The sequence below is a fragment of the unidentified bacterial endosymbiont genome (assembly GCF_918797525.1).
Classification (GTDB): domain Bacteria; phylum Pseudomonadota; class Gammaproteobacteria; order Enterobacterales; family Enterobacteriaceae; genus Enterobacter.
The window spans coordinates 975,414-1,000,735 of sequence record NZ_OU963893.1 but is presented as its reverse complement, the minus strand read 5'-3'; the positions used below and the strand labels follow the sequence as shown (position 1 = coordinate 1,000,735).

Below are 25,322 nucleotides of genomic sequence, written 5' to 3'. Positions count from 1 at the left end.
CCTCAGACAAAATGGGCCAGCTAATGCTGGCCCCATACTGCTTATTTAGTCCCACCAAACGTCGAAAAGTTCGCTGACGCGGACATCTTCCAGTTTGTGGTCTTCAAGCCATTTGCGTACCAAAGCCTGATGTTCTTCGGTGCATTTACCGACTTCCTGGGTGCAGATCAAACCTTCCCACGCCAGATAACCGCTACCATCAAACGCCAGCTTGTTAGGCTCGATCACATCGTTGATGAACGTATCAACGTCCTGATCGATCTGCTCAACGCTGGTACCTTCCGGAAAACGCCATGCAACGGAGAAGCCTACTTCCTGGAATTCCTCGATATGCATCTTTTTACGCAGACGACGGCTACGATTCTTTGCCATTATTTCACCCTCTCGAACATTAAGTCCCATACGCCGTGACCAAGACGATGGCCACGCTGTTCAAATTTTGTCACCGGACGTGAATCCGGACGTGGTACATAGTCGTTGCTCGCAGACTGGTTTTTGTACCCATCCAAAGACGACATCACCTCCAGCATGTGTTCCGCATAAGGTTCCCAGTCGGTTGCCATATGGAAGACGCCGCCCAGCTTAAGCTTACTTTTCACCAGCTCGGCAAACGGAGCCTGAACGATACGGCGTTTATTATGACGTGCTTTATGCCACGGGTCAGGGAAAAAGAGCTGAACCATGTTCAAAGAATTGTCAGGAATCATTTGGTGCAGCACTTCCACCGCGTCGTGACACATCACACGCAGGTTCTCTACGCCCTCTTCGTGGGCGGTGGCAAGACATGCGCCGACGCCCGGGGAGTGCACTTCAATGCCGAGGAAGCTCTGCTCTGGACGCGCTTTTGCCATGGCCACCAGCGACGTGCCCATACCAAAACCAATCTCCAGCGTCACGGGCGTTACGCGGCCAAACAGCTCAGCAAAGTCGACAGGCTGTTCCGTGAACTCAACGCCCATCACCGGCCAGTAGGTATCCAGCGCGTGTTGCTGTCCTTTCGTCAGGCGGCCCTGACGGCGGACAAAGCTGCGAATACGGCGCAGCGGGCGACCGTTTTCATCAAATTCCGCTGAAATGACGTCGTTTTTCATAAAAGTGTTGTCTGCTTGTGAGAATGTTCAGGAAACGGGCATTATCCAAAGTTAAGGCTTCTATGCAAGCATGGGAAAGATCCGGTTTACAGCAGATTGACGCTGTGCTGCAATCTGCGTCCCTGATTATGCGAATCGATGACCATGCAAGCCACTCAATTTTCAGCCCAGGTGCTGGACTGGTACGACAAATACGGGCGTAAAACCCTGCCCTGGCAAATTGAAAAAACGCCTTACAAAGTATGGCTCTCAGAGGTGATGTTGCAACAAACGCAGGTTGCCACGGTGATCCCTTACTTTGAGCGTTTTATGGCGCGCTTTCCAACGATAACCGATTTAGCCAATGCGCCGCTGGATGAAGTATTGCACCTGTGGACAGGGTTGGGCTACTACGCCCGCGCCCGCAATTTGCACAAAGCCGCGCAGCAGGTCGCCACGCGCCATAACGGTATCTTCCCGGAAACCTTCGACGCAGTGGCCGATTTACCCGGCGTCGGGCGCTCAACTGCGGGCGCTATCCTCTCGCTTTCATTAGGCAAACATTTCCCGATTCTTGACGGCAACGTAAAACGCGTGCTGGCGCGCTGTTATGCCGTCGACGGCTGGCCGGGTAAAAAAGACGTAGAGAAACGCCTGTGGGAAATTAGCGAAGCGGTCACCCCGGCGAAGGGCGTGGAGCGTTTTAACCAGGCGATGATGGATCTCGGCGCGATGGTCTGCACGCGCTCAAAACCGAAATGCGAGCTGTGCCCGGTGAACAACCTGTGCGTGGCCTACGCAACCCATTCGTGGGCGCACTATCCGGGTAAAAAACCGAAGCAGACGCTGCCGGAACGCACTGGCTATATGTTATTGATGCAGCACGGAGATGAGGTGTTTCTCGCCCAGCGTCCGCCGAGCGGTCTGTGGGGTGGTCTATACTGCTTCCCGCAGTTTGAAGATGAAGATTCGCTACGAAAATGGCTTAAACAGCGCGGCATTGCTGCCGATAACCTGGCGCAACAGACCGCGTTTCGGCATACCTTCAGCCATTTCCATCTGGATATTGTGCCAATGTGGCTTCCCGTGTTCTCATTCACCTCCTGCATGGATGAAGGAACCGCACTCTGGTATAACTTAGCGCAACCGCCATCGGTCGGACTGGCGGCTCCCGTGGAGCGCCTGTTACAGCAATTACGCGCCGGTGCAATGGTTTAGCAGCGGACAGAAAAAAGAGGAATGAGTATGGCCAGAACGATTTTTTGTACTTTCCTGCAGCGTGACGCTGAAGGCCAGGACTTTCAGCTCTACCCGGGTGAGCTGGGTAAGCGCATCTATAATGAGATCTCTAAAGACGCCTGGGCACAGTGGCAAAAAAAGCAAACCATGCTGATTAACGAGAAGAAACTTAGCATGATGAACCCGGAGCATCGCAAGCTGCTGGAGCAGGAGATGGTGAATTTCCTGTTCGAAGGCAAAGATGTGCACATCGAAGGCTACACGCCACCGGAAAAATAACAGCGTGCGGGGGCAACCCCGCCGTAAAAACAAACACAACACGCACACCCGGAATGATGAAAAAATTTTTAGCGCTGGCTCTTGTTGCGCCGTTGCTTGTGTCTTGTTCTTCAAAAAAAGGCGATGATTACAACGAAGCCTGGGTCAAGGACACCAACGGTTTTGACATATTGATGGGGCAGTTTGCCCACAACATCGAAAACATATGGGGATTTAATGAAGTTCTTATTGCCGGACCTAAGGACTATGTTAAATACACCGATGCCTATCAAACCCGTAGCCATATCAACTTTGATGACGGTACGATAACGATTGAAACCATCGCAGGCACTGAACCTACTGCACGGTTGCGCCAGGCGATCGTTAAAACCCTGCTGATGGGTGACGATCCGGGATCTATCGATCTCTACTCAGATGCTGACGACGTTACCATCTCCAAAGAGCCGTTCCTGTACGGCCAGGTTGTTGATCAAACCGGTCAGCCGATCCGCTGGGAAGGCCGCGCGACGAACTTTGCGGATTACCTGCTGCAAACGCGCCTGAAAAGCCGTACTAACGGTCTGAAAATTATCTACAGCGTCACTATCAACCTGGTGCCGAACCACCTCGACAAACGTGCGCATAAGTACCTGGGCATGGTACGCCAGGCGTCGCGTAAGTATGGTGTGGATGAGTCGCTGATCCTGGCCATTATGCAGACCGAATCGTCATTTAACCCGTATGCGGTCAGCCGTTCTGACGCGTTAGGGCTGATGCAGGTCGTGCAGCACAGCGCCGGTAAAGATGTGTTCCGCTCGCAGGGTAAATCCGGGATGCCGAGCCGTAGCTATCTGTTTGATCCGCAGAGCAACATTGATACCGGTACCGCCTACCTGGCGATGCTGAACAATGTCTATCTGGGCGGAATTGATAACCCAACGTCACGTCGCTACGCGGTGATTACAGCCTATAACGGCGGTGCGGGCAGCGTGCTGCGCGTTTTCTCTAATGACAAAGTGCAGGCGGCAAATATCATCAATAGCATGACGCCGGGGGATGTTTATACGACCCTCACCACCCGCCACCCGTCCGCGGAATCTCGTCGTTATCTTTATAAGGTGAATACGGCGCAGAAAACCTACCGACGCCGCTAACCCCCCCCTCGCTTACCCTGCCCTCTCCTCTTCGGAAAGAGGGTTAGGGTGAGGAGGCACAAATCGCCCCCTCCCCATACGAAAATGTTATTTGCTTCACAATCCAAACTGCAAATTAATGTGGATTGCATTTTTTTGCAGGAGGTAACAAAACATAGGGTTAACAACTGATAAAATTACATCAAATACCAACCCTGAATGTTCCTACAACAACATATCTTCCGCTCATTTGTGAGGAAAGCAACATGAACCTTAAGCTGCAGCTTAAAATATTGTCGTTTCTGCAGTTCTGCCTGTGGGGTAGCTGGCTGACCACGCTCGGCTCCTATATGTTTGTGACGCTCAAGTTCGATGGTGCGTCAATCGGTGCCGTCTACAGCTCGCTGGGTATTGCGGCTGTGTTCATGCCAACGCTGCTCGGTATCGTGGCAGATAAATGGTTAAGCGCGAAGTGGCTATACATGCTTTGCCACCTGGTGGGCGCGGGGACGCTGTTTATGGCGGCCGAAGTGACGACGCCGGGGGCGATGTTCATGGTTATCCTGCTTAACTCGCTGGCCTATATGCCAACGCTTGGCCTGATCAATACCATCTCCTATTACCGCATTAAGTCTGCGGGAATGGACATCGTGACCGATTTCCCGCCCATTCGTATCTGGGGCACCATCGGCTTTATCATGGCGATGTGGGGCGTGAGCTTCGCAGGCTTTGAGCTGAGCCATATGCAGCTTTATATCGGTGCCGTACTCTCCGTGGTACTGGTGCTGTTCACCCTGACGCTGCCGCATATCCCGGTCTCTAACCAGCAGAAAAATCAGACCTGGAGCGCAATGCTTGGTCTGGATGCGTTCGCGCTGTTTAAAAACAAGCGCATGGCGATCTTCTTTATCTTCTCCATGCTGCTGGGCGCGGAACTGCAGATCACCAACATGTTCGGCAACACCTTCCTGCATAGCTTCGATAACGACCCGCTGTTTGCCGGGAGCTTTATCGTTGAACATGCGTCGGTGATGATGTCTATTTCTCAGATCTCTGAAACGCTGTTCATCCTCACTATCCCGTTCTTTCTGAGCCGCTACGGCATCAAGAACGTGATGCTGATCAGTATCTTCGCGTGGATGCTGCGCTTTGGTCTGTTCGCCTACGGCGACCCGAGCCCATTCGGCACCGTGCTGCTGGTTCTGTCGATGATTGTTTACGGCTGTGCGTTCGACTTCTTCAACATCTCCGGTTCGGTGTTTGTCGAAAAAGAAGTGAAGCCTGAGATCCGTGCCAGTGCGCAGGGCATGTTCCTGATGATGACCAACGGCTTCGGCTGTATTCTGGGCGGCGTGGTGAGCGGGAAAGTGGTTGAGATGTACACCACCAACGGCATCACCGACTGGCAGCCAGTCTGGCTTATCTTCGCGGCGTACTCGCTGGTGCTGTTCTTTGCGTTTATCGTGCTGTTCAAGTACAAGCATGTCCGCGAACCGCACGGTGCACAGCCTATCGCGCAGTAATCATTATCCCCTCTTCTTTCAGGAGAGGGGTAATTTCGATAGCACCCACCCCACCGACAATAAATCCGCACTGCCGCCCGGGCTTAAATTACGCTCAATCAATGCGTTATCCATGGTCATCAACGCATCGCGATCCCAGCCGTTAGCCAGTAATTCCTGCGCGTAGCCCTGCACATAGCGCAGCCCGTCCGTACCGCCACGCGAGACCAGATTACTGTCCTGGTTTATCGCCATCAGGCGCAGCAACAGATCATGCAGCGAACCTCCGTTCCACATAGCCAGCGCCTGGCGCACCGTGGCGAAACCACTTTCCGCCTCACCGCGCGCGCCGGTTAAACCGTACTGCTGAAACTGCCGCTCTCCCGCCGTCGACAGCCCGCGGCGATCGGCAAGCTCACGCGCGACCAGGCCGCGGCAAATATTACTGACCTCACAGCAGAGGCTTTCTGCGCAACTCTCTTTCATACGACCGGCAGCGAAACAGAGCAGACCGAGAGCGAAAATCACGCCCTTGTGGGTATTCACTCCTCCCGTCGCGGCATACATCGCCTGCTCACAGGCTATGCCCATCGGACGAATGATCCGTAATTGCTCAGCGGCAGGTTGCTGACCCTGCGCCTCACCCAGCTCGGCAAAGCGCGCAAACCACGGCGTAATCGCCTTAATGCTGAGGGCAAACAGCGCGTGGTCCATATCACTATGGGATCCGCTATTGAGCTTATCCACCAGCCCCGGTTTGGGCGTCAGCTCCAGCTCCTGCCACAGCGCTTCGGCGGCAAGGCCGGGCACATCCACCGGGCGCGATTTAGTCGCGAGCAAACCAGTCATCGATCATTTTCTCCACGCGGGCCACGACAAGCTCGACAGGGTGGTTTCGCGAACGGGAACAGGCGTGGGCGGGTTGGTCGCAAATCAGACACCGACGCCGGTGTGCGCCCAAAGACTGACGCCCGACGTGACCGTATTGAGGGCAAATCACATCCAGATCCCACAGCCTGCCGAGCGGATGGCTCTGTTCAAGTTCCGCGCAGCGCACTTTAATTTCTGCCGCCGGATGCGCCACGCACCACTGCGCTTCAGGCCCGGTTGGGAGCCACAGCACCTGGCGGTCCAGCACCTGCCAGCGATTTTCCCATAGCAGCTGATCGCACATCTGTAATGCCACGCCCATGGTATTGCGATAGCGCAGGCTGTCCTTTATCTCCCCTGGCGTCACCAGCGTCAGTGAAATAACCGGTTGATGATAATGGGTGAGCATGTCAGCCTGGCGTGCCGCGCGGCGCTCTTTCGCCGCCAGCAACGTTTCCAGGCTGACACCCACCCGCACGGGTGTCGCTGAAATCACACGTCCTCCTTCACCTGTCGCACGATGTCGATCACGCTACCGTCGCGGTAGCGGATCACACCGACGATTTTATCGGTAAATGCGATGGGTTTAGGTACGCCTGTCAGCGCAATCGCGCGTTCAAAGAGCGCGTTGATATCCACAATATTAAGGCCAGCGGTACGCAGGCGATCGCGGATCTCCGGGCGCGCCGGGTTGACCGCAATGCCGTGATCGGTGACCAGCACATCGATGCTCTCTCCCGGCGTCAGGCACGTGGTGACGCGTTTCACTACCGTTGGAATACGGCTACGCAGTAATGGCGCCACCACAATCGTCAGGTTAGCCGCCGCCGCAACGTCGCAATGGCCGCCGGAAGCGCCGCGCATTACCCCGTCCGAGCCGGTGATGACGTTGACGTTAAAATCGACGTCAATTTCCAGCGCGCTAAGGATCACCACGTCGAGCTGGTCGCAGCACGCCGCCTTGCTCCCCGGGTTGGCATAAACGTTAGTGGAGATCTCCACATGGTTTGGATTACGCGCCAGCGAGGCCGCCGCCTGGCCGTCAAAGCACTGGGTATCCAGCAGCTTTTCGATGAGTCCTTTTTCATGTAAATCCACCAGGCTGCCGGTGATGCCGCCAAGGGCGAAACTCGCCTTTACGCCGCTGCGCTCCATTTTTTCTTCCATAAACCGGGTGCAGGCTGTGGCCGCCGCGCCGGAGCCGGTCTGCATCGAGAAGCCCGGTTTGAAGTAGCCGGAGTGCTCTATAACATCCGCCGCATAGCGGGCAATCATAAGCTCCCGGGGGTTGCTGGTGACGCGCGCCGCGCCGACGCTGATTTTATCCGGGTCGCCGACGCTCTCTACCTGCACAATGTAATCCACCCGATCCTGCGCCAGGCTGGCGGGCATATTGGGAAAGGGCACCAGCTCTTCGGTCAACAGCACTACCTTACGGGCAAAGTGCGCATCCACCATCGCATAGCCCAGCGAGCCGCAGCTTGATTTGCCGTGGGTGCCGTTAGCGTTGCCAAACTCATCGCTGCACGGCACGCCAAGAAAGGCTACGTCAATATTCAGTTCGCCGTCCTGCAACAGCTTAACCCGCCCGCCGTGGGAATGAATATGTACCGGTTCATCCATCAGTCCGTGAGAGATGGCATCCGCCAGCTTACCGCGCATGCCGGAGGTATAGATGCGGGTAATCACGCCGTTCCGGATAGGTTCGATCAACGCGTCGTTGCAGGTCATCAGCGAGCTGGAGGCCAGGGTCAGGTTTTTAAAGCCCATCTGCGCCAGCAGCGCCACGACGGTGTTGATCACCCGGTCACCTTCGCGGAACGCGTGGTGAAAAGAGATAGTCATGCCATCCTGCAAACCGCTGCGCATCACGGCCTCTTCCAGAGAGGCGCACAGTTTGCGGTTGTGTTTAGCCGTGCTGTCCGCCAGCCACGGTGTGGTGCTGTGAGCGTTATCAAAAGACTGCAAATTCCGCAGATGGGGAAAATTCACATGAAGACGTTCTGTCTGATTCATTATTTACTCCTTAACGACGCACGCCAGAGGCCGCTGCGCGTTCCAGTACCATCTGCGCGTGGTTAATAATCGGGGCGTCGACCATTTTGCCGTTCAGCGATACCACGCCCAGGCCATTGCGTTCGCCCTCCTCTGCCGCTTCAATCACCCGCTTCGCGTGATCCACTTCCTGCTGGGTTGGCGCATAGGCGTTGTGCAGCAGGTCAATCTGACGTGGGTTGATCAGCGATTTGCCGTTAAAGCCCAACTTGCGGATCAAATCGACTTCGCGCAGGAATCCGGCTTCGTCGTTAACGTCTGACCACACTACGTCAAACGCATCGATACCGGCGGCGCGGGCGGCGTGCAACACGGCGCAGCGGGCGTAGAACAGCTCGGTACCGTCCCCACGCTCGGTCTGCATGTCCATCACGTAGTCAAAGGCCGCCAGTACGATGCCGATTAAGCGCGGAGAGCTGCGAGCAATCGCCACGGCATTGACTACGCCAATGGCCGATTCAATCGCCGCCATTACGCGGGTGGAACCGACCTCACGCCCGCACGCTTGTTCGATGCGTTCCAGATGGCCTTCCAGCTCGTAGATGTCGTCCGGGGTGTCGGTTTTCGGCAAGCGAATAACGTCCACGCCCGCGTACACGGCGGCTTCAAGATCCAGCAGGCCAAACGGTGTGCTCAATGGGTTAATGCGCACTACGGTTTCGATATCCTGATACATCGGGTGTTGCAACGCGTGGAACACCAGCATGCGCGCGGTGTCTTTCTCGCGCAGGGCTACCGCATCTTCAAGATCGAACATGATGGAGTCAGGACGGTAGATAAACGCGGTAGAGAGCATTGCGGCGTTGGCGCCCGGCAGGAACAGCATACTGCGACGGAGTTTGCTCATTTCAGCGCCCCCCACTGGATTCCCTGTTCCTCTGCGGCACGCAGAAGCGCGCTTTGCAGACGGGCGCGGATCACACAGTCCAGCGCCCCTTTGTCTTCAATGATGATGAGCCCCTGCTGCACATTCATGGCGCGCAATGTGTCGTCGACGACCCGACGGATCTGCTCGCCAAACTGTTTGATCACTTCACTGTGGATGACAATCTCCAGCTCCTCGTGAGCGGGGGCGATTTTCACCATCAGGTCGCTGGACTCCTGCGTTCCGGCCAGCGCCTCCCTTACAATTTTCATGTTAACATCCTGATAATTATGCGACTTCCGCACCCGCACGGTAATGTGTTTCAAGGTGCGCGAAGGTAGAGTCCGGGACAATCTCCCGGATCCGGGAAAACTGCTCTGTTTTGAGTAAACGGCGCACTTCCGAGGCCGATATCGCGTTGCCGGTGGCCTTAAGGCGCGGCATCTCCACCACCTTGATATGCAAGGCAAGCAGGGCGTGCAGCGTCTGGTTGTACTGGCGGGTGATATCGCAAAACGGCTCGGAGCCGATAAAACGATGGGTAATTCCCAGCGCCGGGGCGATAAAGTCGCGGAAGATCAGCACGTCGATTTCGCTCCACGCCTGCTGCACCTTGCCAGTCTCCTTCAGAAAATAGGCCGGAAAGGTGGCGCGGGAGATGATGTATTGCGAGCCTTCATGCACCACCACGTTCGGCAGATGCGCCACGCCTGCGCGCACCATATCAATGCGCGCGCAGAACGGGAAGAACGAGGCATCTTCACGCACCACAAACAGGTGCAGGGCATCGCACTGCCCCGCCGCCTGATCCACCAAATACCGGTGTCCGAGGGTAAACGGGTTAGCATTCATCACAATCGCGCCGATTTTTTCCCCGCCCCTGCGCTGGCGCACCAGGGAACGGCAGTAGCGCTCAATGCCCTGTGGCGTATTTTCCATCAGCACGGCGTTGTCCCCGCTACGGGCGATTGGCCAAAAACCGCTGCGACCAAAGCGCGCCATGTTGCACGGACGGGTGCAGAGAAAAAGGTGAAAATGGCCACGCTCCAGTGCCGCATTTTCCACCTCCGCCAGCAGGCGCGCGCTGAGGTTTTCACCGCGCAACTGCTCGTTGACCGCCACACATTTGATGACGTTAGCGGCAAGCCCTGCGCAACCCACCAGTTGCGCGCCGGACCAGGCCTCGACAAACAACGTGATATCGTTATCCAGGCCAAGACCGCTGTCGGCCAGCAGGTAACGGATCTGGCTCAGGCGCTCCGGATGTCTGGCAACAACCGTGTGGCGAAAATCAATGGGTTGCGATTGCATACTGCCGCCTTACTTAATGTGCTGCCGCCAGCGTGGTTGCTGGCGCTTCCACAATCACGTTACTCAGGTGACCGATATGCTCGATCTCCACCTCAATGCGATCCCCCTCCTTCATAAACAGCGGCGGGTTGCGCTTTTTACCCACGCCGCCCGGGGAACCTGTGATGATCACATCGCCCGGGCTTAAGCGGGTGAAGGTGCTGATGTATTCGATCAGCTCCGCGACCTTGTGGATCATGCTGCTGGTGTTGTCTTCCTGCACCATGCGGCCATTTAGCCAGGTGCGGATCGCCAGTTGATGCGGATCCGGGATCTCATCTGCCGTTGCCATCCACGGGCCAAACGCGCCGGTCTGCCGCCAGTTTTTACCGGCGGTAAACCAGGTGTGCTGCCAGTCTCGGGCAGAACCGTCCATGTAGCAGCTGTAGCCCGCCACGTGGCGCAGGGCGTCTTCGCGGCTGATGTTCTCCCCGCCTTTACCGATGATCACCGCCAGCTCGCCTTCGTAGTCGAACTCGCTGGAGTGGCGCGGTTTTAGCACCGGCGCGTTATGGCCGGTCTGGGAATCCGGGAAGCGGACAAACAGCGTCGGGGCCGGATTGTGCTGGTCAAACTCCTTGCGCTTGTCGGCGTAGTTCATCCCCACACAAAGAATTTTTTCCGGCTGCTCTATCACCGGCAAGAAGGTGATGGCGCTCATCGGCACGTCGACCACGTCGCTGAGATAACGGGTGGCCTGCGCCAGCCCGTTGCCCTGTAACAGCGCTTTGAGATCGCCGTAGCAGTCGCCCAGACGGCGGCCTAAATCAATCACACCTTCGGCCTGCACGATGCCGTAGCTGCGTTTACCCTGATATAGAAAGCTTGCGAGTTTCATTGTTCTTTCCTGAAGACTTAAACGAGGAAGTTGCCCAATACCAGCAGCGAGACAGAGACGTTAATCGCGCCGCCGATACGGGTAGCAATCTGGGCGAACGGCATCAGGCTCATACGGTTGCCTGCGGTCAGGATCGCCACGTCACCGGTGCCGCCCTGCCCGCTCTGACAGCAGGAGACGATGGCGACATCAATCGGGTGCATACCTATTTTTTTGCCGACGAAGAATCCTGTCGCCACCAGGGCGGCAACAGTGCTGACGATCACCAGCAGGTTGCTGATAGTGAAGGCGGCAACCAGTTCGTGCCATGGCGTAATCGCCACGCCGACGGCGAAGAGGATGGGATAGGTCACGGAGGTCTGGAAGAATTTATACACAACCTGAGAGCCTTCCAGCAGGCGAGGTGACGCGCCGTTGCACAATTTCACCAGCACCGCCATAAACAACATGCCAACCGGCGCAGGCAGGCCAATCAGCTTGTGGCCAAGCATCCCCAACATATAGAGCAGGACCGCCAGCAGCGCGCCGGAAGCAATAGTGGTGACGTCGGTTTTAGCGGAAAACGCCGGCTGAGAGACCCCAGCACCGGCATTGGCGCGGTTCGGCATCAGTTGGCCTTCTCCGGTCAGATGGGGATAGCGTTTGCCAAGCTGGTTGAGGCAGCCGGAGATGATGATGGCGGTCAGGCCGCCGAGCATCACCATCGGCAGTACGCGACCGAGCGCCACGCCCTGATCCATATGCAGTATAGTGGCATAGCCGATAGAGAGCGGTATCGCCCCTTCGCCCACGCCGCCCGCCATGATCGGCAGAATAATAAAGAAGAAGATTTGGAACGGTTCTAGACCCAGCGCCATCCCGACGCCCATCCCGACAATCATGCCGACGATTTCCCCGCACAGCATCGGGAAGAAGATGCGCAGGAATCCCTGAATTAGCACCGTGCGGTTCATGCTCATGATGCTGCCGACAATGATGCAGCAAATATAGAGATAAAGAATGTTGGTGGATTTATAGAATGTAGTGGTGGACTCGACCACCACATCCGGCAGCAGGCCGTAATACACCAGCGCAGAAGGGATAAAGGTGGCGCAAATCGCCGCGGCGCCGAGCTTGCCGACGATCGGCAGACGTTTGCCAAACTCACCGCAGGCAAAGCCGAAAAACGCCAGCGTCGCAACCATCACCACGATATCGCTCGGCAATTTTCCGCCCAGACAATCAATGGCGATCAGCGCGCCCGCCAGAACAAACAGTGGCAGAGGTATAATCCCAATTTTCCAGCTATCCATAATATGCCACCACCGCTCTTTGAGCGACGGGCGCTGAATATCTACAGGGTTGTGGGTAACAGAGAATGAATCGTCAGTCGTGCTCATAATAAGCCCCTTCGTTATTTTGTGCTTTCAGCGTAGCGTCACAAAGGCTTACTTTATGTGAGGAGCGACATATTAAAAACGAAGTTTTAATGGCGATTATGGTTTTAATGGTTTCTTTTATTTAATGTGATTCAGACCTTATTTTTTGCCGTGGTTTTTATGGTTTCTTTTCTAAAGTGAGCATGCAAATAACATTTATGAATTTCGCCTCTGGCGGTTAACGCTTTCAGATAAATCTCTTATAGACAGCGCTGTGCAAGGGATCACAAGTTTTCCGTAAGGCGGGTATTCACCTGAAAAAAGATGATATATTAACCACACCTGCTATTACCCCTCGTGATAATGATGAAAGTATCGTTTCAAATTAAGCTGTTCGTTTCTTTGGTTGCGTTTTTCTCAGTCCTGTTTGCGCTGCTGGGGGGATATTATTATGTCGATGTCGGCAGGCAGCTTTATCAGGAGATGAGCGCGCGCGCAAAAATACAGGCTGAAGAGATTGCGCTTATTCCCTCTCTGCGTAAACAAGTTGAACGCAAAGATATCAACGCCATCCATGATTTCATGCAAAAAATAGCCGCCCACAGCGATGCCAGTTTTATTGTGATAGGGGATAACAAAGGGCTGCATCTGTTTCATTCTGTCTTTGCCGACCGGGTGGGTAAAACTCTGGTGGGCGGTGACAACGAAGAGGTGTTGCGCGGCAAGAGCACCACCACCATCCGTAAGGGCGGTTTGGGTATTTCTCTGCGCAGCAAAGCCCCTATTTTCAACAATGCCGGGCAGGTGGTGGGGATTGTCTCGGTGGGGTATTTGACCAGCTACCTGGACACCATCACCGTCAATAAAGTGGTCAATATTCTGATCGCTGGCGTGCTGTTGCTGATCGCCCTGTTTATCTTTTCCTGGTTCTTCACCCGCAGTATCAAAAAGCAGATCTTCTCTCTTGAGCCGCGAGAGATCGGTCTGCTGGTGCGCCAGCAAAAAGCGATGATGGAATCGATTTATGAAGGAGTGATAGCCATTGATGATAACCTGCGCATTGAAGTGATCAACCAGGCGGCGCGTAAGCTGTTGGGCCTGAGCCAACCCGCGCGAGCACTGCGCGGCCAGCTGATTAGCAACGTCATCGCTCCTGTTGCGTTCTTCAATGCCCGGACCATGCTGGCGAAAGATACACATGACGAGATTTGCCGCTTTAACGACCTCACCGTGATTGCAAGCCGGGTGCGCATTATGCTGGAAGATTCCCTTCAGGGCTGGGTGATCACCTTCCGCGATCGCAACGAGATCGACTCGCTCAGCGCGCAGTTGAGCCAGGTTAAACGCTATGTCGATAACCTGCGCATCATGCGCCACGAGCAGCTAAACCGCATGACCACGCTCTCTGGCCTGCTGCATATGGGACGCTATGAAGAGGCGATTGGCTATATTCAGGCGCAGTCGGAACACGCTCAGGAGCTGCTGGACTTTATCTCGTCACGTTTTCGCTCCCCGACGCTGTGCGGCCTGCTGTTAGGGAAAGCGGCACGCGCGCGTGAAAAAGGCGTGGAGCTGAATTTCGACCCGGCCTGCCGGATGGACAGAGCGTTCCAGACCCTGCCTGAAGAAGAGTTGATTTCCATTATCGGCAATTTGCTGGATAACGCCATTGAAGCCACCCAGCGCGCCCCGCTCCCACATGCGCCGGTTGACGTGCTGATAAAACTGAGCGAGCAAGAACTGATTATTGAAGTGGCCGACCAGGGCATCGGCATCAAACCAGACATCCGTGAACGGATATTTGAACGCGGCATCACCACCAAAACGCGCGGCGATCATGGCATCGGCCTGTATCTGATTGAAAGCTACGTCACGCAGGCTGGCGGCGCGATAGAAGTCGCCGATAACATCCCACGCGGTGCAATTTTTTCTTTGTTTATTCCCGCCACGGGAACCGCCCGGCGTCCCGCACAGAAACTGGAAGATACCGATTATGCATCATGAACTTATCGACGTACTGATTGTTGAAGACGAGAATGAACTGGCGCAACTGCACGCGGAGCTGATCGGTAAACACCCGCGCCTGAGGCTGATAGGGATCGCCTCGTCGCTGGCGGAGGCGCATATTCAGCTTGAAAGCAAACAGCCGCAGCTGATGCTGTTGGATAACTACCTGCCGGACGGAAAGGGCATCACGCTTATCAGTAACCCGATGCTGACCCGCGCTAATTGCTCGGTGATTTTTATTACCGCCGCCAGCGACATGGATACTTGTAGCCAGGCGATCCGCAACGGCGCGTTTGATTATATCCTCAAGCCGGTTTCCTGGAAGCGGCTCAGCCAGTCGCTGGAACGCTTCGTGCAATTTGCCGAACAACAGCGCGTGTGGAAGATTGTCGACCAGCAAAACGTGGATTCCCTTTACCAGTTGCAGGCAAAAAACTACCGCCAGGACAACGGCAATAAAGGCATTGAGGAAAATACGCTGGCGCGGGTGCAGACGCTGTTTAATGACAACGCGACGCACTGTTTTTCGGTGGACGAAGTCGTTGGTGAGACGGGATTGAGTAAAACCACCACCCGGCGCTACCTTGAACACTGCGTGGAGACAGGGTTTCTGGACGTGGAGATGCTTTACGGGAAAATTGGCCATCCGCGAAGAATGTACCGGCGCAGTGAGGTGTGATCCCCTCACCTTCACCTTCTTCCCATAGGGTCGAGGGTTAGGGTGAGAGGCTGTTATTTCAAAACATACCCGTACAGCCGCTTAATCCCGTCCGCATCTTTCTCGCTGTAAACGCCCTGCAGTTCCGGCGAGAAGCCCGGAAGCATGTTGATGCCCTCCTCCAGCGCCAGAAAGTAGCGCTGCACCGCCCCGCCCCAGACCTCACCTGGCACCACGCACAGCACGCCTGGCGGGTAAGGCAGCGCGCCTTCAGCAGCGATGCGCCCTGCGGCATCACGAATACGCACCAGCTCAACGTTCCCGCGAATATATTCCTGGTTGGCATCCTGCGGGTTCATCATCACCTCTGGCAGACTCTGCTGGCGGAACATCGCCTTCTGCAGGTCTTTAACATTGAAGCTGACGTAGAGGTCGTGCATCTCCTGGCACAGCTGACGAAGGGTGTAATCGCGATAACGCACCGGATATTTTTGATAAATAGTCGGCAGCACGTCCGCAAGCGGCGTATCGTCTTCAATATGCTGCTCAAACTGGCCAAGCATAGCCACCAGTTGCGCCAGCTTCTCGCTGCTTTCGGCAGGTGTGAGCAGGAACAGGATCGAGTTGAGATCGCACTTCTCCGGCACAATACCGTTTTCGCGCAGGTAGTTGGCAAGAATGGTCGCCGGAATGCCGAACTCCGTATAGTGCCCGGTTTGGGCATCAATACCCGGCGTGGTCAGTAGCAGTTTGCACGGGTCGACAAAATATTGCTCGCGGGCATACCCTTCAAACCCGTGCCATTTTGCACCCGGCTCAAAACTAAAAAAGCGAAGCTCGCTGGCGATGGTGTGAGTCGCATGGTCCTGCCACGGCCGCCCCGCCACCACCGGGGGAATAAAGGGTTTGATCATATGACAGTTGGCAATAATGGCTTTGCGCGCCTCAATGCCCAGCTCGACGCACTCCGCCCACAGCCTGCGCCCGCTCTCGCCTTCGTGGATCCTGGCGTTGACATCAAGCGCCGCAAAAAGCGGATAAAACGGACTGGTTGAAGCGTGCAGCATAAAGGCATTGTTGAGACGCTTATGCGGGCAGAAGCGTGCCTGCCCACGAAGATGGTTATCCTTTTTATGGATCTGCGAGGTTTGCGAGAACCCGGCCAGTTGTTTATGCACTGATTGGGTCACGAAAATTCCCGGATCGTTCTCATTTAGTTCCAGCAACAGAGGCGACGTCCCCGCCATCATCGGAATAAATTGCTCGTAACCCACCCATGCAGAGTCAAACAGAATATAGTCACACAGATGGCCGATCTTGTCGATCACCTGACGGGCGTTGTAGATCGTACCATCGTACGTGCCAAGCTGGATGATCGCCAGACGGAACGGGCGTGCCGCATCGGCTTTTTCCGGCGCAATTTCGCGGACCTGGTTTCGCAGCCAGGCGTCATCAAAGCAGTGCTCGTCAATGCCGCCAATAAAACCGAACGGGTTACGCGCCGCCTCAAGATAAACGGGCGTGGCGCCAGCCTGGATCAGCGCACCGTGATGGTTAGACTTATGGTTGTTACGATCGAACAGCACCAGCTCGCCACGGGTCAGCAGCGCGTTGGTTACCACCTTATTGGCGGCAGACGTACCGTTGAGCACGAAATACGTTTTGTCGGCGTTGAAAACCTTTGCAGCGAACTTTTGTGCATGCTTGGCTGAACCTTCGTGGATCAATAAATCCCCGAGCTTCACATCAGCGTTGCACATATCGGCACGAAACACATTCTCACCGAAGAACTCATAGAACTGCCGTCCCGCAGGATGTTTTTTGAAAAACGCGCCGTGCTGATGGCCGGGGCAGGCAAAGGTGCTGTTCCCCATCGCCACATACTGGCTCAGCGTGTCAAAAAATGGCGGCAGCAGGTTCTCTTCATAACGACAGGCGGCAGACTCCAGTTCCAGAAATTCCTGCGCTTTACCCGCCATAATGGAGATGACCCCTTCAGGCATATCTTCAGTTTCATGCGTGAACATAAACACCGGAAGCTGAAAGCCCGTGCGTTTGAGCAATGCAAGAATACCGCTGCGACTTTCAGCGACTGTAATGACGACTGCCGCCACATCGGTAAAATCAGTGTTATCCAGCGTCACCTTTTCCCGATGCGTAGATACAACGGACACCAGCTCGCGGCTGACGGCAATTTTCATGGTTTTCATATGTGCATTTACCCTCACCGGACGGTGAGACAGAAGGTGATGACAACAATACGGGTGAGCGTTCGCGCAGCGACAGACAGCATCATCATTGGCGGCTCCGTATACAGGGAGAGGGAGGAGAAAATTCGCGCAATCATGGCACCTTTTATTTTCGGGCGCAACAGGGAATCAATATGCATTTTATCATCCAAAAATGGACTGGATTTAACTCTTACGTGCCATAATCATGCAATATCAATGATTAAAAAACAGGAGTTTGCTGTGGTTATTGGACCGTTTATCAATGCAGGCGCAGTACTACTGGGTGGCGTACTGGGCGCAGTGTTGAGCCAGAGCTTGCCGGAGCGTATTCGCCTGTCCATGCCCTCTGTTTTTGGCCTGGCATCGTTGGGGATTGGCATTTTGCTGATAATCAAGTGCGCCAACCTGCCGGTGATGGTGCTGGCAACCCTGCTCGGCACGCTGATTGGCGAGTTCTGCAGTCTGGAAAAAGGGATCAATAGTGTCGTCGGTAAAGCCAAAAATCTGATTACCCGCCCGGGTAAAGCAAAACACGGCGCTCACGAGTCGTTTATTCAAAACTACGTTGCGATAATTATTCTGTTTTGCGCCAGCGGTACAGGGATTTTTGGCGCGATGCAGGAAGGAATGACCGGTGACCCCAGCATTTTGATTGCAAAGGCGTTTCTCGATTTCTTCACGGCCACTATTTTCGCTACTATGCTGGGTGTCGCGGTCGCCGCGATTTGCGTGCCAATGCTGCTGATTCAACTGGCGCTAGCGGCCTGCGCCGCGCTTATTCTGCCGCTGACTACGCCAGCGATGATGGCGGACTTTTCCGCCGTGGGGGGATTGTTGTTGTTGGCAACAGGGTTACGTATTTGCGGGATTAAGATGTTTGCAGTGGTAAACATGCTGCCCGCCCTGCTCATCGCCATGCCGCTGTCCGCACTGTGGATACATATTCTCGCTTAAGATGACAGCAAACTGGTGAGAGAATACGCAGTCTGTAACCGGGACAACAAATTTCGTTGACGGCGGGGGGCGAATCGGGTTTAATGCGCCCCGTTGCCCGGATAGCTCAGTCGGTAGAGCAGGGGATTGAAAATCCCCGTGTCCTTGGTTCGATTCCGAGTCCGGGCACCAATATTCATAAGGCCTCGCTGCAAAGCGGGGCTTTTTCCTTTCTTGGCTACGGTAGATTTCTGGTCGTTGCAACACGTTATTTGTTTGCTGTTTTTCTCGCCATTTTCGCAGATGTTCCTTGTTATTAAAGGCATCCACACCCTCTAGCAAGCCTATCTCTGTCTTCCATGCTACGGTCTTTCTACGGTCAATTACAGTTTCTCTCATTTTTGTAGTGGCATAGTGAATTTGGCCACCTGAATAGAGGTGATATCATCGCCTCAAAGTCAAAACAGGTGACATTATGACCGGACGTAACAGACGTAATTTTAGCCCCGAATTTCGCCTCGAAGCTGCCCAGCTTGTACTCGATCAGCATTACACCGTTGCCGCCGCTGCTACGGCAATGAATGTCGGCAAATCCACGATGGATAAGTGGGTTCGGCAGTTGAAAGAAGAACGAGGAGGGAAATCACCCGTAGCGTCCCCCATGACACCGGAGCAGATTGAAATACGCGAGCTGAAGAAAAGACTTCAACGCGTTGAAATGGAAAGGGATATATTAAAAAAGGCTACCGCGCTCTTGATGTCAGACTCCCTGAACAGTTCTCATTAGTTGAGAAACTCAGGGCGAGGTTTCCTGTTACCGTTATGTGCAACGTGTTTGGGGTTCATCGCAGCAGTTATAAATACTGGCGGCAGCCAAAAAAGCCTGATGCCACGCGAGTGACATTACTCAGTCTTGTTCGTGAAAGTTATCGCGAAAGTAACGGCTCTGCAGGCGCACGTAATATTGCAGCGATGGTCGGCTTTGTTGAATAAATCGAACTTTCAGGAGATTGGCGGATCTGATCGCTACAGTCGTTTCAGCATCGGATCCTCATGGCAAAGCAAAAATTTAAAATCACCAACTGGTCAGCCTACAACAAAGCGCTCAGACAGCGCGGTTCTCTGACGGTCTGGCTTGATGAGTCCGCCATTGCTACATGGACAGAGAAAGCACAGCCTGAACGTCGCGGACGACCGCTTCACTACACCGATATGGCTATCACTACGGTTCTGATGATGAAGCGCGTGTTCAACCTGCCACTCCGGGCTTTACAGGGCTTTGTTGACTCAATTTTTAAACAGATGGCTCTGCCGCTGCGCTGCCCGGACTACTCTCTGATCAGCAAACGCGCAAAGAGCGCCAACATCAACATAAAAACCCCCACACGTGGTGAAATTTCGCACCTCGTCATCGACAGTACAGGCCTGAAAGTCTTCGGCGAAGGCGAATGGAAAGTCAGGCAGCACGGGTCTGACAGGCGCAGAGTGTGGCGTAAGCTTCATCTGGCCGCAGACAGTGTGACGCACGAGATTATCTGTGCCGATTTATCGCTCAGCGGTACGACAGATGCGCAGGCACTGCCGGGGCTGATTAACCAGACTCACCGGAAAATCCGGGAGGCCTCGGCAGACGGCGCTTATGACACGCGCTATTGCCATGATGTGTTATTGAGGAAAATAATCAGGCCGCTAATCCCGCCACGAAGCGGTGCGCAATACTGGCCAGACAAGTACCATGAACGTAACCACGCTGTGGCGAATCAGCATCTAAGTGGCAGTAATAGTGTCAAAAAGAAAGTGAGCTATCACCGTCGTTCAGTGGCAGAAACCGCGATGTTCCGTATCAAAACGTTACTGGGTGGCCATCTGAGCTTGCGGGACTATGACGCGCAGGTGGGAGAAGCAATGGCGATGGTCAAAGCGCTAAACCGAATGACGTTGTTGGGTATGCCGCACAGCGTCCGGAGCGCATAACAGGTGTGCCAGCGGGAGTCATCCTGTCGGCTAGCTCTGATTTATTCAACAAAGCCGTCGCGACCCTTCTGTTATGCACAAAAAATGCTATCCATATTGTACATTTCGGCACTATCGGAAAAAGTGTCCAGAAAATATTTCTGGTGATCGTATTTAATTTTGTTGACCAGCAGCGAAAACCGTGAGTCTATTCAGTACTTGCTTCTGACCAGGGGAGGGGTTAAACAAGCCCGGAGGGCGCTTCAGCCTGTCACATTAGGGTATACCCATACAGTACTGATTTCCGATAGTTCGGTGATAGCACACAAGTACAATATAAATTGTCACTTATAAGAGACGATTTGTATTGACCCCCCTGTCACTTGTAAGAGACAATGTACACAGGGTAAGGGAGCGAGGGCGGCAAGATGCCTTACACGGCGAAACGATACCAGACAGAAAACGGTGAGGTTCCATACACCGACTGGATGAAAAAATTAAGACGTAAAGATCAGACCTCAGCGTTAAAAGTGGATTCCAGAATTGCCCGCGCTATGGGCGGGAATTTTGGAGATCATTAATTCGAAAGGGATGGTGTCTGGGAATTACGAGTTGATTATGGTCCTGGCTACAGGGTTTATTATTCAATCGAAGATGGCGAAATAATTCTCCTGCTAATTGGTGGGAACAAAAAAACTCAAACAGCCGATTTAGATAAAGCCGTTAGTTATCTGCAAGATTTTAAAAAGAGGTCAAAAAAATGACAGCCACCAAAAATGTGAAGTCACAGATTAGCAAAAATGATTATCCGGCAGCCGTTGATCACAACGCCGCCATGATTAAAGAACTACGCGCTGATCCTGATTATGCAAACGCTTATCTTGCAAATGCCCTAGAAGACATTAACGAGCCTGGGGGCTTAGGCGGTTTTCTTGTTGCGTTACGTCAGGTAATCGAGGCGCGAGGAGGTATTTCCGAAGCCGCTAAAAAATCTGGCCTTGCCCGCCAGAGTATCTATCGAGCATTATCCCCGAACGGGAACCCGACGATCACAACACTGGCACAACTTGCAGCAGTAGCCGGGTTACAATTCACTCTCAGCAAATCCAGCCACTAATTTCTCAAATTCCCCCCATATGCGGGGGAATTTCCCATACCAGCAAAAAATCATCACTGGCGCGAGCAACACGAAACTTTTGCTGGAAAATATCCCGGCATCGATGGCGCCCGGATACCTTTTTTGCAGTTACTAACCGTTTCGTTAAGAACGTAACGTTATGATTTCAGCTGTATAAACTCATCCCATTGGAGAAGGGGTTAACGTTGATTTTATTACCGGGTTTGTTAACACGAAAAATGCTAAAAGCCGCATGGGAACTGGCACCAGCGGAAAGAGTAAACAAAACCCTCGTTTTCTTTACCCACTGAATATGAGCAAAAAACGTACTTGGCGTACGATCCCGTACGGTTGGGCTTCAGACCCCTTGATGGTAGGAGATTGAATCGACGATTTTTGAGATCCCTAACCATAGATCGTAGCGTGTCATACTCCCAGAGTGCGGGGAGTGGCGAGCGATCACGCGTAAAAATTCCGGCTTTGACGCATTTTTAATCCCCAACCCGTTTTTCAGGCGCACTTATTCTGAGCCGGGCTCTGAAGCCATCGTTTTTTTGCCATCCTATACAGCCTGTCAGAGAGCATTTTTGTGGCGTGCCCGCCCACCATAGCGCCGGCAAATCGCAACCGGCCTTTGCAAAGAATGCACGGATACGGATCGGTGCCCAGGAACGCTTTCATCAGCACAGCGAACCCCGGCTTCTGCGGTTTTTCGCGTGGCGTCATCTCCAATGCTTCGTAGACTTTCGGCAGCAACGTGCCACGCTTGCGGTTGGCCAGGAAGCCGTAGTAACGTACCATTTCAAAATGTCGCGCCGGGATGTGGCTGACGTAACGCCACAGCATCTCTTCCTGGCTCAGTTTCTGGCGTTTGTGCTGCTGCTTGTTGTGGTCGTAATACTTGTGAACAACCGAGCCGCCACGATAATGGCGCTGCTGGGAAGCGGCCACCGGCGGGCGCTTCAGATAACGGCCCAGGTATTTGACGCTGCGCCAGGCACTGCGGGTCTTTTTGGCGAAGTGGACCTTCCAGTGGCGCTGATATTGCGCCTGCAGGTAGCGCTTCCACTGCTTAGCATCGCGGATATGGCCGGGGTTGGGCAGCTTATCGGGATTAACGCGATCGTAGCTGGCACGCAGCAGATGGATAACGGCACCACGCCTGATGGCTTCAACCTGCTATTTTTTGAAGAACAGGCCGCGCCAGACGCCGTGTTTGATGTCGAGGCCGCCACAGGTAATTGAGACGTGGATGTGCGGATGCTGATTAAGCTGGCGTCCGTAGGTGTGCAGCGCGCAGAAGATGCCGACTTTGATGCCCAGCTTGCGCACGTGCCTGAGCATGGGACGGGTGGCGCAGCGAAACAGGTCATTAATCAGAGGCTAGTTGTTGTTGAAAAAAGGCCAGAGTACATGGGGCATGGTAAAGGTGATGTGCTGCCAGTCGCAGTCGGGCAGGATGTACTGTTGTGTTGCAATCCACTGCTCAGTGGCTTTGAGTCCGCATGAGCTGCAGGCTTTTGATTTGCAGCTCTGGCAGAAGAACCGGGAATGGGTGCAGTGTGGTGAGGCACAACAGTTGAGGCGAACGCCCATGACACCAGTGCCGCAGGCGAGCATGCGCTCGACGGAGAGTCGCGTCCATTCGCTGATGCTGTCACCGTATTTTTCGAGAAATCTATTCCAGCCTTCATCGAAGGTGAAGAGCAGTTTTGCGGGGCGCGGGATATACATAGCGCAGAGTATAAAACGAGGCAGGGGAAGGGCAAAATACTGTGGCTGCAGCGCAGCCGCGCTCACGCCGAAGGCGTGCTACTGTTCTCCCCGTTTTTCTGAAATATTCATCCGGTCAAAATCATCAAGGTGAAAATAGCGAGCCAGTGTTTCCTTTGTCAGTTCGCCATGATAGTTACCGTAACCTACTTTTTGATCTTCGGAAAGAAAATTAACCGGCATCGTAAACCATCCTTAGTTCAGGGGAATCTCACGAATTTTTTGCGACTGATGGATTGCCCAGACGCGTTTGACCTGGCTGATGCTACATCCGGCCAGCGTGGCTGTGCGCTCAATGGTTAATCCGGACTGCCGAAGGGTAATGATACGCTCATGGGTCACGAGATCGGCCTTCCTGCCTGCGTACTTGTCTGCAACTTTGGCGAGCTGAACACCCTGGCGCTGTCTTTCCCGCCGTATTTCGTAGTCATCTCGTGCGGTCCGAAGGGCAAGTTTTAGCAATAACTCCTGAACAGATTCAAGGACAATGCGGGAGACACCATCATTTTCTGCTAACACTTCTGACAAATCCACTATGCCTGGAATAGCCAGCCGGGCACCTTTGTCTCTGATGGAAGCAATCAGTTTTTCAGGAAGAGGGAGACGACTGATACGGTCAATTTTTTCGGCTATCACCACATCACCAGGCTGAAGTCGGCGATTATGCGGAGAAGCTCAGGTCTGTCAGCTCTGGCACCCGATGCTTTTTCCCGATAAATACCGGCGATATAAAAACCACTGGCAATGGCCGTTTTTTCGATGTCAGCCTGGCGTGTCTGATCCTGCTCTGATGTACTGACCATTTCATAGATGCGAGCAATTTTCATTTAAGGTAGCCAAAATGAGTATAGTTAATATAGCTATCGTAAAAGAGGTGGCTAAAAATGGCAATCTGCGATGTAAATTGGTCTGATAGTTTTTGCCTATTTAAATTGACCTGTTAATGGTAGTTTAGCTTCACTATTAACTTAATTTTGATCAAATAAATATTGAAAAGTTATCAATCGTGTTTTTCACCATAAGCTCTAATATAAAATCCCGCTGATGAAGGGAAGTGTTTTTTTATCTCTTGTAAACTTGGAAGGATATTGGATGTTTTCCAGGCATCAATGAATTGAATATATGGCTTTTTATTATATTCACATATAACAATAGCGTTGAAACTATGTCCACATTCACCAATTATTGGAACTATGTAGTTCTCTGCGCGAATGATAAAAGAACTTTCCCTATTAATGTCATAACGGTTTAAGATTTCCTCTTCCACCTCATCGATAGAATTTAAATAATATGATTGGTTAAGTTCCTTACCAAAAATGACTTTATCAACATTGGCGCTATCTAATCCAACTGTAGGAGAGGCCGTATTCTTCGAACTCAACATATCCTGTCGGTGATGGATGTTGTAATGTAAACAAGCTGATAATAAAGCGCAGTTCCCAGAGTAATGGACGTATGTGTTATTTACATATCTAGCCATTTTTTTTAAATCATCTCGACTCAAATTTTGTGGATACAAAGTTCTTTCTTTTGATTCAATACAGAGCGCATCTTTAATTCTCTTGACTTCATTTGAATCATTACTATTGATATTTTTTAAGCTTATATGTGACATTATGTCTTGGGATAATATATGACCAGATACTTTCATGATTACACTCTCTCGATAAAACGAATATTATTCAATCTTAAAGTTAAGATTTCTTTCAAAAAACTTTTTTATGTAAAGATCCAACAGCCCAGGCATTAAGGGTTATCCGATTCAGAACTTAGACGTTGAGAAGCTTTCATCATTACAGTGCGGGAATCCTGTCAGTAAGGGGGAACTGAGAGCTTTCAATAAAGAGGCATAATTTATTGATTAATATATTAATGACCATTTAAATTGACTGCTTAACGACGTTTGCTGTTACGCTGCTCCCCAACCCCCTTTAACAGCAAAGATTTTCTTTTCATTAATGATGGCAAAAATATACCATAGTCGTATATGGGGTGTTCTACTGGCATTCTAAATTACCAGGCCTGTCGCATTATCTCTGATTTCTCTCCACCGTTGCCGAACGGCCATGTTCATGGTTAGGAATTTCAATCGCATGTCAATTGTTTCCAGAC

General features: G+C 53.0%; 23 protein-coding genes, 1 tRNA gene and 4 pseudogenes. 12 read left to right on the top strand and 16 right to left on the bottom strand.

The annotated features are described in order from the left end of the window. Nucleotides 1–45: 45 nt before the first annotated feature. Both NL510_RS04805 and trmB read right to left on the bottom strand, forming a co-directional pair. Complete coding sequence (locus tag NL510_RS04805; RefSeq protein ID WP_253382049.1) at nt 46–372, bottom strand: YggL family protein; 327 nt, start codon at nt 370–372, stop codon at nt 46–48. Beyond that, a complete protein-coding gene (gene trmB, locus NL510_RS04800; RefSeq protein ID WP_253382048.1) occupies nt 372–1,091 on the bottom strand; it encodes a tRNA (guanosine(46)-N7)-methyltransferase TrmB in 720 nt (239 codons plus the stop codon). The genes NL510_RS04805 and trmB overlap by 1 nt, the downstream gene beginning before the upstream one ends. Nucleotides 1,092–1,229: 138 nt before the next feature. Between trmB and mutY the strand changes: the two genes are divergently transcribed. The 4 genes from mutY to NL510_RS04780 all read left to right on the top strand — a co-directional run bounded on the left by mutY (nt 1,230) and on the right by NL510_RS04780 (nt 5,223). After that, the gene (gene mutY / locus NL510_RS04795; protein ID WP_253382047.1) at nt 1,230–2,288 is read left to right on the top strand and encodes an A/G-specific adenine glycosylase; all 1,059 of its coding nucleotides are present in this window, start codon (nt 1,230–1,232) and stop codon (nt 2,286–2,288) included. A 27-nt stretch (nt 2,289–2,315) separates the two neighbouring features. Further along, nucleotides 2,316–2,588: an oxidative damage protection protein gene (locus NL510_RS04790; protein ID WP_253382046.1), complete on the top strand. Its 273-nt coding sequence runs from the start codon at nt 2,316–2,318 to the stop codon at nt 2,586–2,588. Nucleotides 2,589–2,644: 56 nt separating this feature from the next. Beyond that, nucleotides 2,645–3,721 (top strand): membrane-bound lytic murein transglycosylase MltC, encoded by a 1,077-nt coding sequence (mltC, locus tag NL510_RS04785; protein WP_253384751.1) that lies wholly within the window; start codon nt 2,645–2,647, stop codon nt 3,719–3,721. A 245-nt stretch (nt 3,722–3,966) separates the two neighbouring features. Continuing rightward, nucleotides 3,967–5,223 (top strand): nucleoside permease, encoded by a 1,257-nt coding sequence (locus NL510_RS04780; RefSeq protein WP_253382044.1) that lies wholly within the window; start codon nt 3,967–3,969, stop codon nt 5,221–5,223. An 18-nt stretch (nt 5,224–5,241) separates the two neighbouring features. Here NL510_RS04780 and citG read toward each other — a convergent pair whose 3' ends face one another. Genes citG through NL510_RS04740 form a run of 8 tightly spaced genes read right to left on the bottom strand, consistent with a single transcriptional unit; the run spans nt 5,242 to nt 12,559 of the window. After that, on the bottom strand, nt 5,242–6,051 hold the full coding sequence (gene citG, locus NL510_RS04775) for a triphosphoribosyl-dephospho-CoA synthase CitG (protein WP_253382042.1): 810 nt from the start codon (nt 6,049–6,051) through the stop codon (nt 5,242–5,244). Beyond that, a complete protein-coding gene (gene citX / locus NL510_RS04770; protein WP_253382040.1) occupies nt 6,029–6,568 on the bottom strand; it encodes a citrate lyase holo-[acyl-carrier protein] synthase in 540 nt (179 codons plus the stop codon). The genes citG and citX overlap by 23 nt, the downstream gene beginning before the upstream one ends. Beyond that, nucleotides 6,565–8,088 carry a citrate lyase subunit alpha gene (gene citF, locus NL510_RS04765; protein WP_253382038.1) on the bottom strand — a complete coding sequence of 508 codons (1,524 nt, stop codon included), beginning with the start codon at nt 8,086–8,088 and terminating at the stop codon, nt 6,565–6,567. Before citF ends, citX begins: the two co-directional genes overlap by 4 nt. A gap of 10 nt (nt 8,089–8,098) precedes the next feature. After that, entirely contained in the window at nt 8,099–8,974 is an 876-nt protein-coding gene (gene citE, locus NL510_RS04760; protein ID WP_253382036.1) for a citrate (pro-3S)-lyase subunit beta, read from the bottom strand. Further along, nucleotides 8,971–9,264 carry a citrate lyase acyl carrier protein gene (gene citD / locus NL510_RS04755; protein ID WP_253382034.1) on the bottom strand — a complete coding sequence of 98 codons (294 nt, stop codon included), beginning with the start codon at nt 9,262–9,264 and terminating at the stop codon, nt 8,971–8,973. The genes citE and citD overlap by 4 nt, the downstream gene beginning before the upstream one ends. Nucleotides 9,265–9,280: 16 nt before the next feature. Beyond that, nucleotides 9,281–10,303, bottom strand: coding sequence for a [citrate (pro-3S)-lyase] ligase (gene citC / locus NL510_RS04750; RefSeq protein ID WP_253382032.1), 1,023 nt, complete (start codon nt 10,301–10,303; stop codon nt 9,281–9,283). A gap of 13 nt (nt 10,304–10,316) precedes the next feature. Beyond that, nucleotides 10,317–11,180 carry a fumarylacetoacetate hydrolase family protein gene (locus NL510_RS04745; protein ID WP_253382030.1) on the bottom strand — a complete coding sequence of 288 codons (864 nt, stop codon included), beginning with the start codon at nt 11,178–11,180 and terminating at the stop codon, nt 10,317–10,319. A 17-nt stretch (nt 11,181–11,197) separates the two neighbouring features. Continuing rightward, nucleotides 11,198–12,559, bottom strand: coding sequence for a 2-hydroxycarboxylate transporter family protein (locus tag NL510_RS04740; RefSeq protein ID WP_253382028.1), 1,362 nt, complete (start codon nt 12,557–12,559; stop codon nt 11,198–11,200). Nucleotides 12,560–12,904: 345 nt separating this feature from the next. Here NL510_RS04740 and NL510_RS04735 point away from each other — a divergent pair, with 345 nt between their 5' ends. Then, the gene (locus tag NL510_RS04735; protein WP_253384749.1) at nt 12,905–14,542 is read left to right on the top strand and encodes an ATP-binding protein; all 1,638 of its coding nucleotides are present in this window, start codon (nt 12,905–12,907) and stop codon (nt 14,540–14,542) included. Next, entirely contained in the window at nt 14,532–15,224 is a 693-nt protein-coding gene (locus NL510_RS04730; RefSeq protein ID WP_253382026.1) for a response regulator, read from the top strand. The genes NL510_RS04735 and NL510_RS04730 overlap by 11 nt, the downstream gene beginning before the upstream one ends. Before the next feature lie 53 nt (nt 15,225–15,277). Here the strand turns inward: NL510_RS04730 and NL510_RS04725 are convergent, their stop codons facing one another. Both NL510_RS04725 and NL510_RS04720 read right to left on the bottom strand, forming a co-directional pair. Next, complete coding sequence (locus tag NL510_RS04725; RefSeq protein WP_253382025.1) at nt 15,278–17,413, bottom strand: ornithine decarboxylase; 2,136 nt, start codon at nt 17,411–17,413, stop codon at nt 15,278–15,280. Nucleotides 17,414–17,427: 14 nt separating this feature from the next. Next, a complete protein-coding gene (locus NL510_RS04720) occupies nt 17,428–17,592 on the bottom strand; it encodes a hypothetical protein (RefSeq protein WP_253382023.1) in 165 nt (54 codons plus the stop codon). A gap of 82 nt (nt 17,593–17,674) precedes the next feature. Here NL510_RS04720 and NL510_RS04715 point away from each other — a divergent pair, with 82 nt between their 5' ends. The 6 genes and pseudogenes from NL510_RS04715 to NL510_RS04690 all read left to right on the top strand — a co-directional run bounded on the left by NL510_RS04715 (nt 17,675) and on the right by NL510_RS04690 (nt 21,437). Then, nucleotides 17,675–18,388, top strand: a complete 714-nt coding sequence (locus NL510_RS04715) for a DUF554 domain-containing protein (protein WP_253382021.1) — start codon at nt 17,675–17,677, stop codon at nt 18,386–18,388. A 95-nt stretch (nt 18,389–18,483) separates the two neighbouring features. Next, a tRNA-Phe gene (locus tag NL510_RS04710) sits at nt 18,484–18,559 on the top strand. A 283-nt stretch (nt 18,560–18,842) separates the two neighbouring features. Then, nucleotides 18,843–19,342 (top strand): annotated as a pseudogene (locus NL510_RS04705) (transposase); the annotation flags it as partial. Between the two features lie 78 nt (nt 19,343–19,420). Further along, a complete protein-coding gene (locus NL510_RS04700) occupies nt 19,421–20,341 on the top strand; it encodes an IS5 family transposase (RefSeq protein ID WP_253382019.1) in 921 nt (306 codons plus the stop codon). A gap of 407 nt (nt 20,342–20,748) precedes the next feature. Next, a pseudogene (locus NL510_RS04695) lies at nt 20,749–21,084 on the top strand (type II toxin-antitoxin system RelE/ParE family toxin). Next, nucleotides 21,081–21,437: a helix-turn-helix domain-containing transcriptional regulator gene (locus tag NL510_RS04690; RefSeq protein ID WP_253382017.1), complete on the top strand. Its 357-nt coding sequence runs from the start codon at nt 21,081–21,083 to the stop codon at nt 21,435–21,437. The pseudogene NL510_RS04695 and the gene NL510_RS04690 overlap by 4 nt, the downstream one beginning before the upstream one ends. A 510-nt stretch (nt 21,438–21,947) precedes the next feature. On the opposite strand, the pseudogene NL510_RS04685 reads toward NL510_RS04690, so the two are convergent. The 4 genes and pseudogenes from NL510_RS04685 to NL510_RS04665 all read right to left on the bottom strand — a co-directional run bounded on the left by NL510_RS04685 (nt 21,948) and on the right by NL510_RS04665 (nt 24,861). Continuing rightward, nucleotides 21,948–23,171, bottom strand: a pseudogene (locus tag NL510_RS04685) (IS91 family transposase). A gap of 78 nt (nt 23,172–23,249) precedes the next feature. Next, nucleotides 23,250–23,393 (bottom strand): DUF4158 domain-containing protein, encoded by a 144-nt coding sequence (locus NL510_RS04675; protein WP_253382015.1) that lies wholly within the window; start codon nt 23,391–23,393, stop codon nt 23,250–23,252. 12 nt (nt 23,394–23,405) lie between these two features. Beyond that, nucleotides 23,406–24,037, bottom strand: a pseudogene (locus NL510_RS04670) (recombinase family protein). Nucleotides 24,038–24,210: 173 nt separating this feature from the next. Continuing rightward, nucleotides 24,211–24,861, bottom strand: coding sequence for a T3SS effector cysteine hydrolase SpvD family protein (locus tag NL510_RS04665; protein WP_253382013.1), 651 nt, complete (start codon nt 24,859–24,861; stop codon nt 24,211–24,213). Nucleotides 24,862–25,322 lie beyond the last annotated feature (461 nt).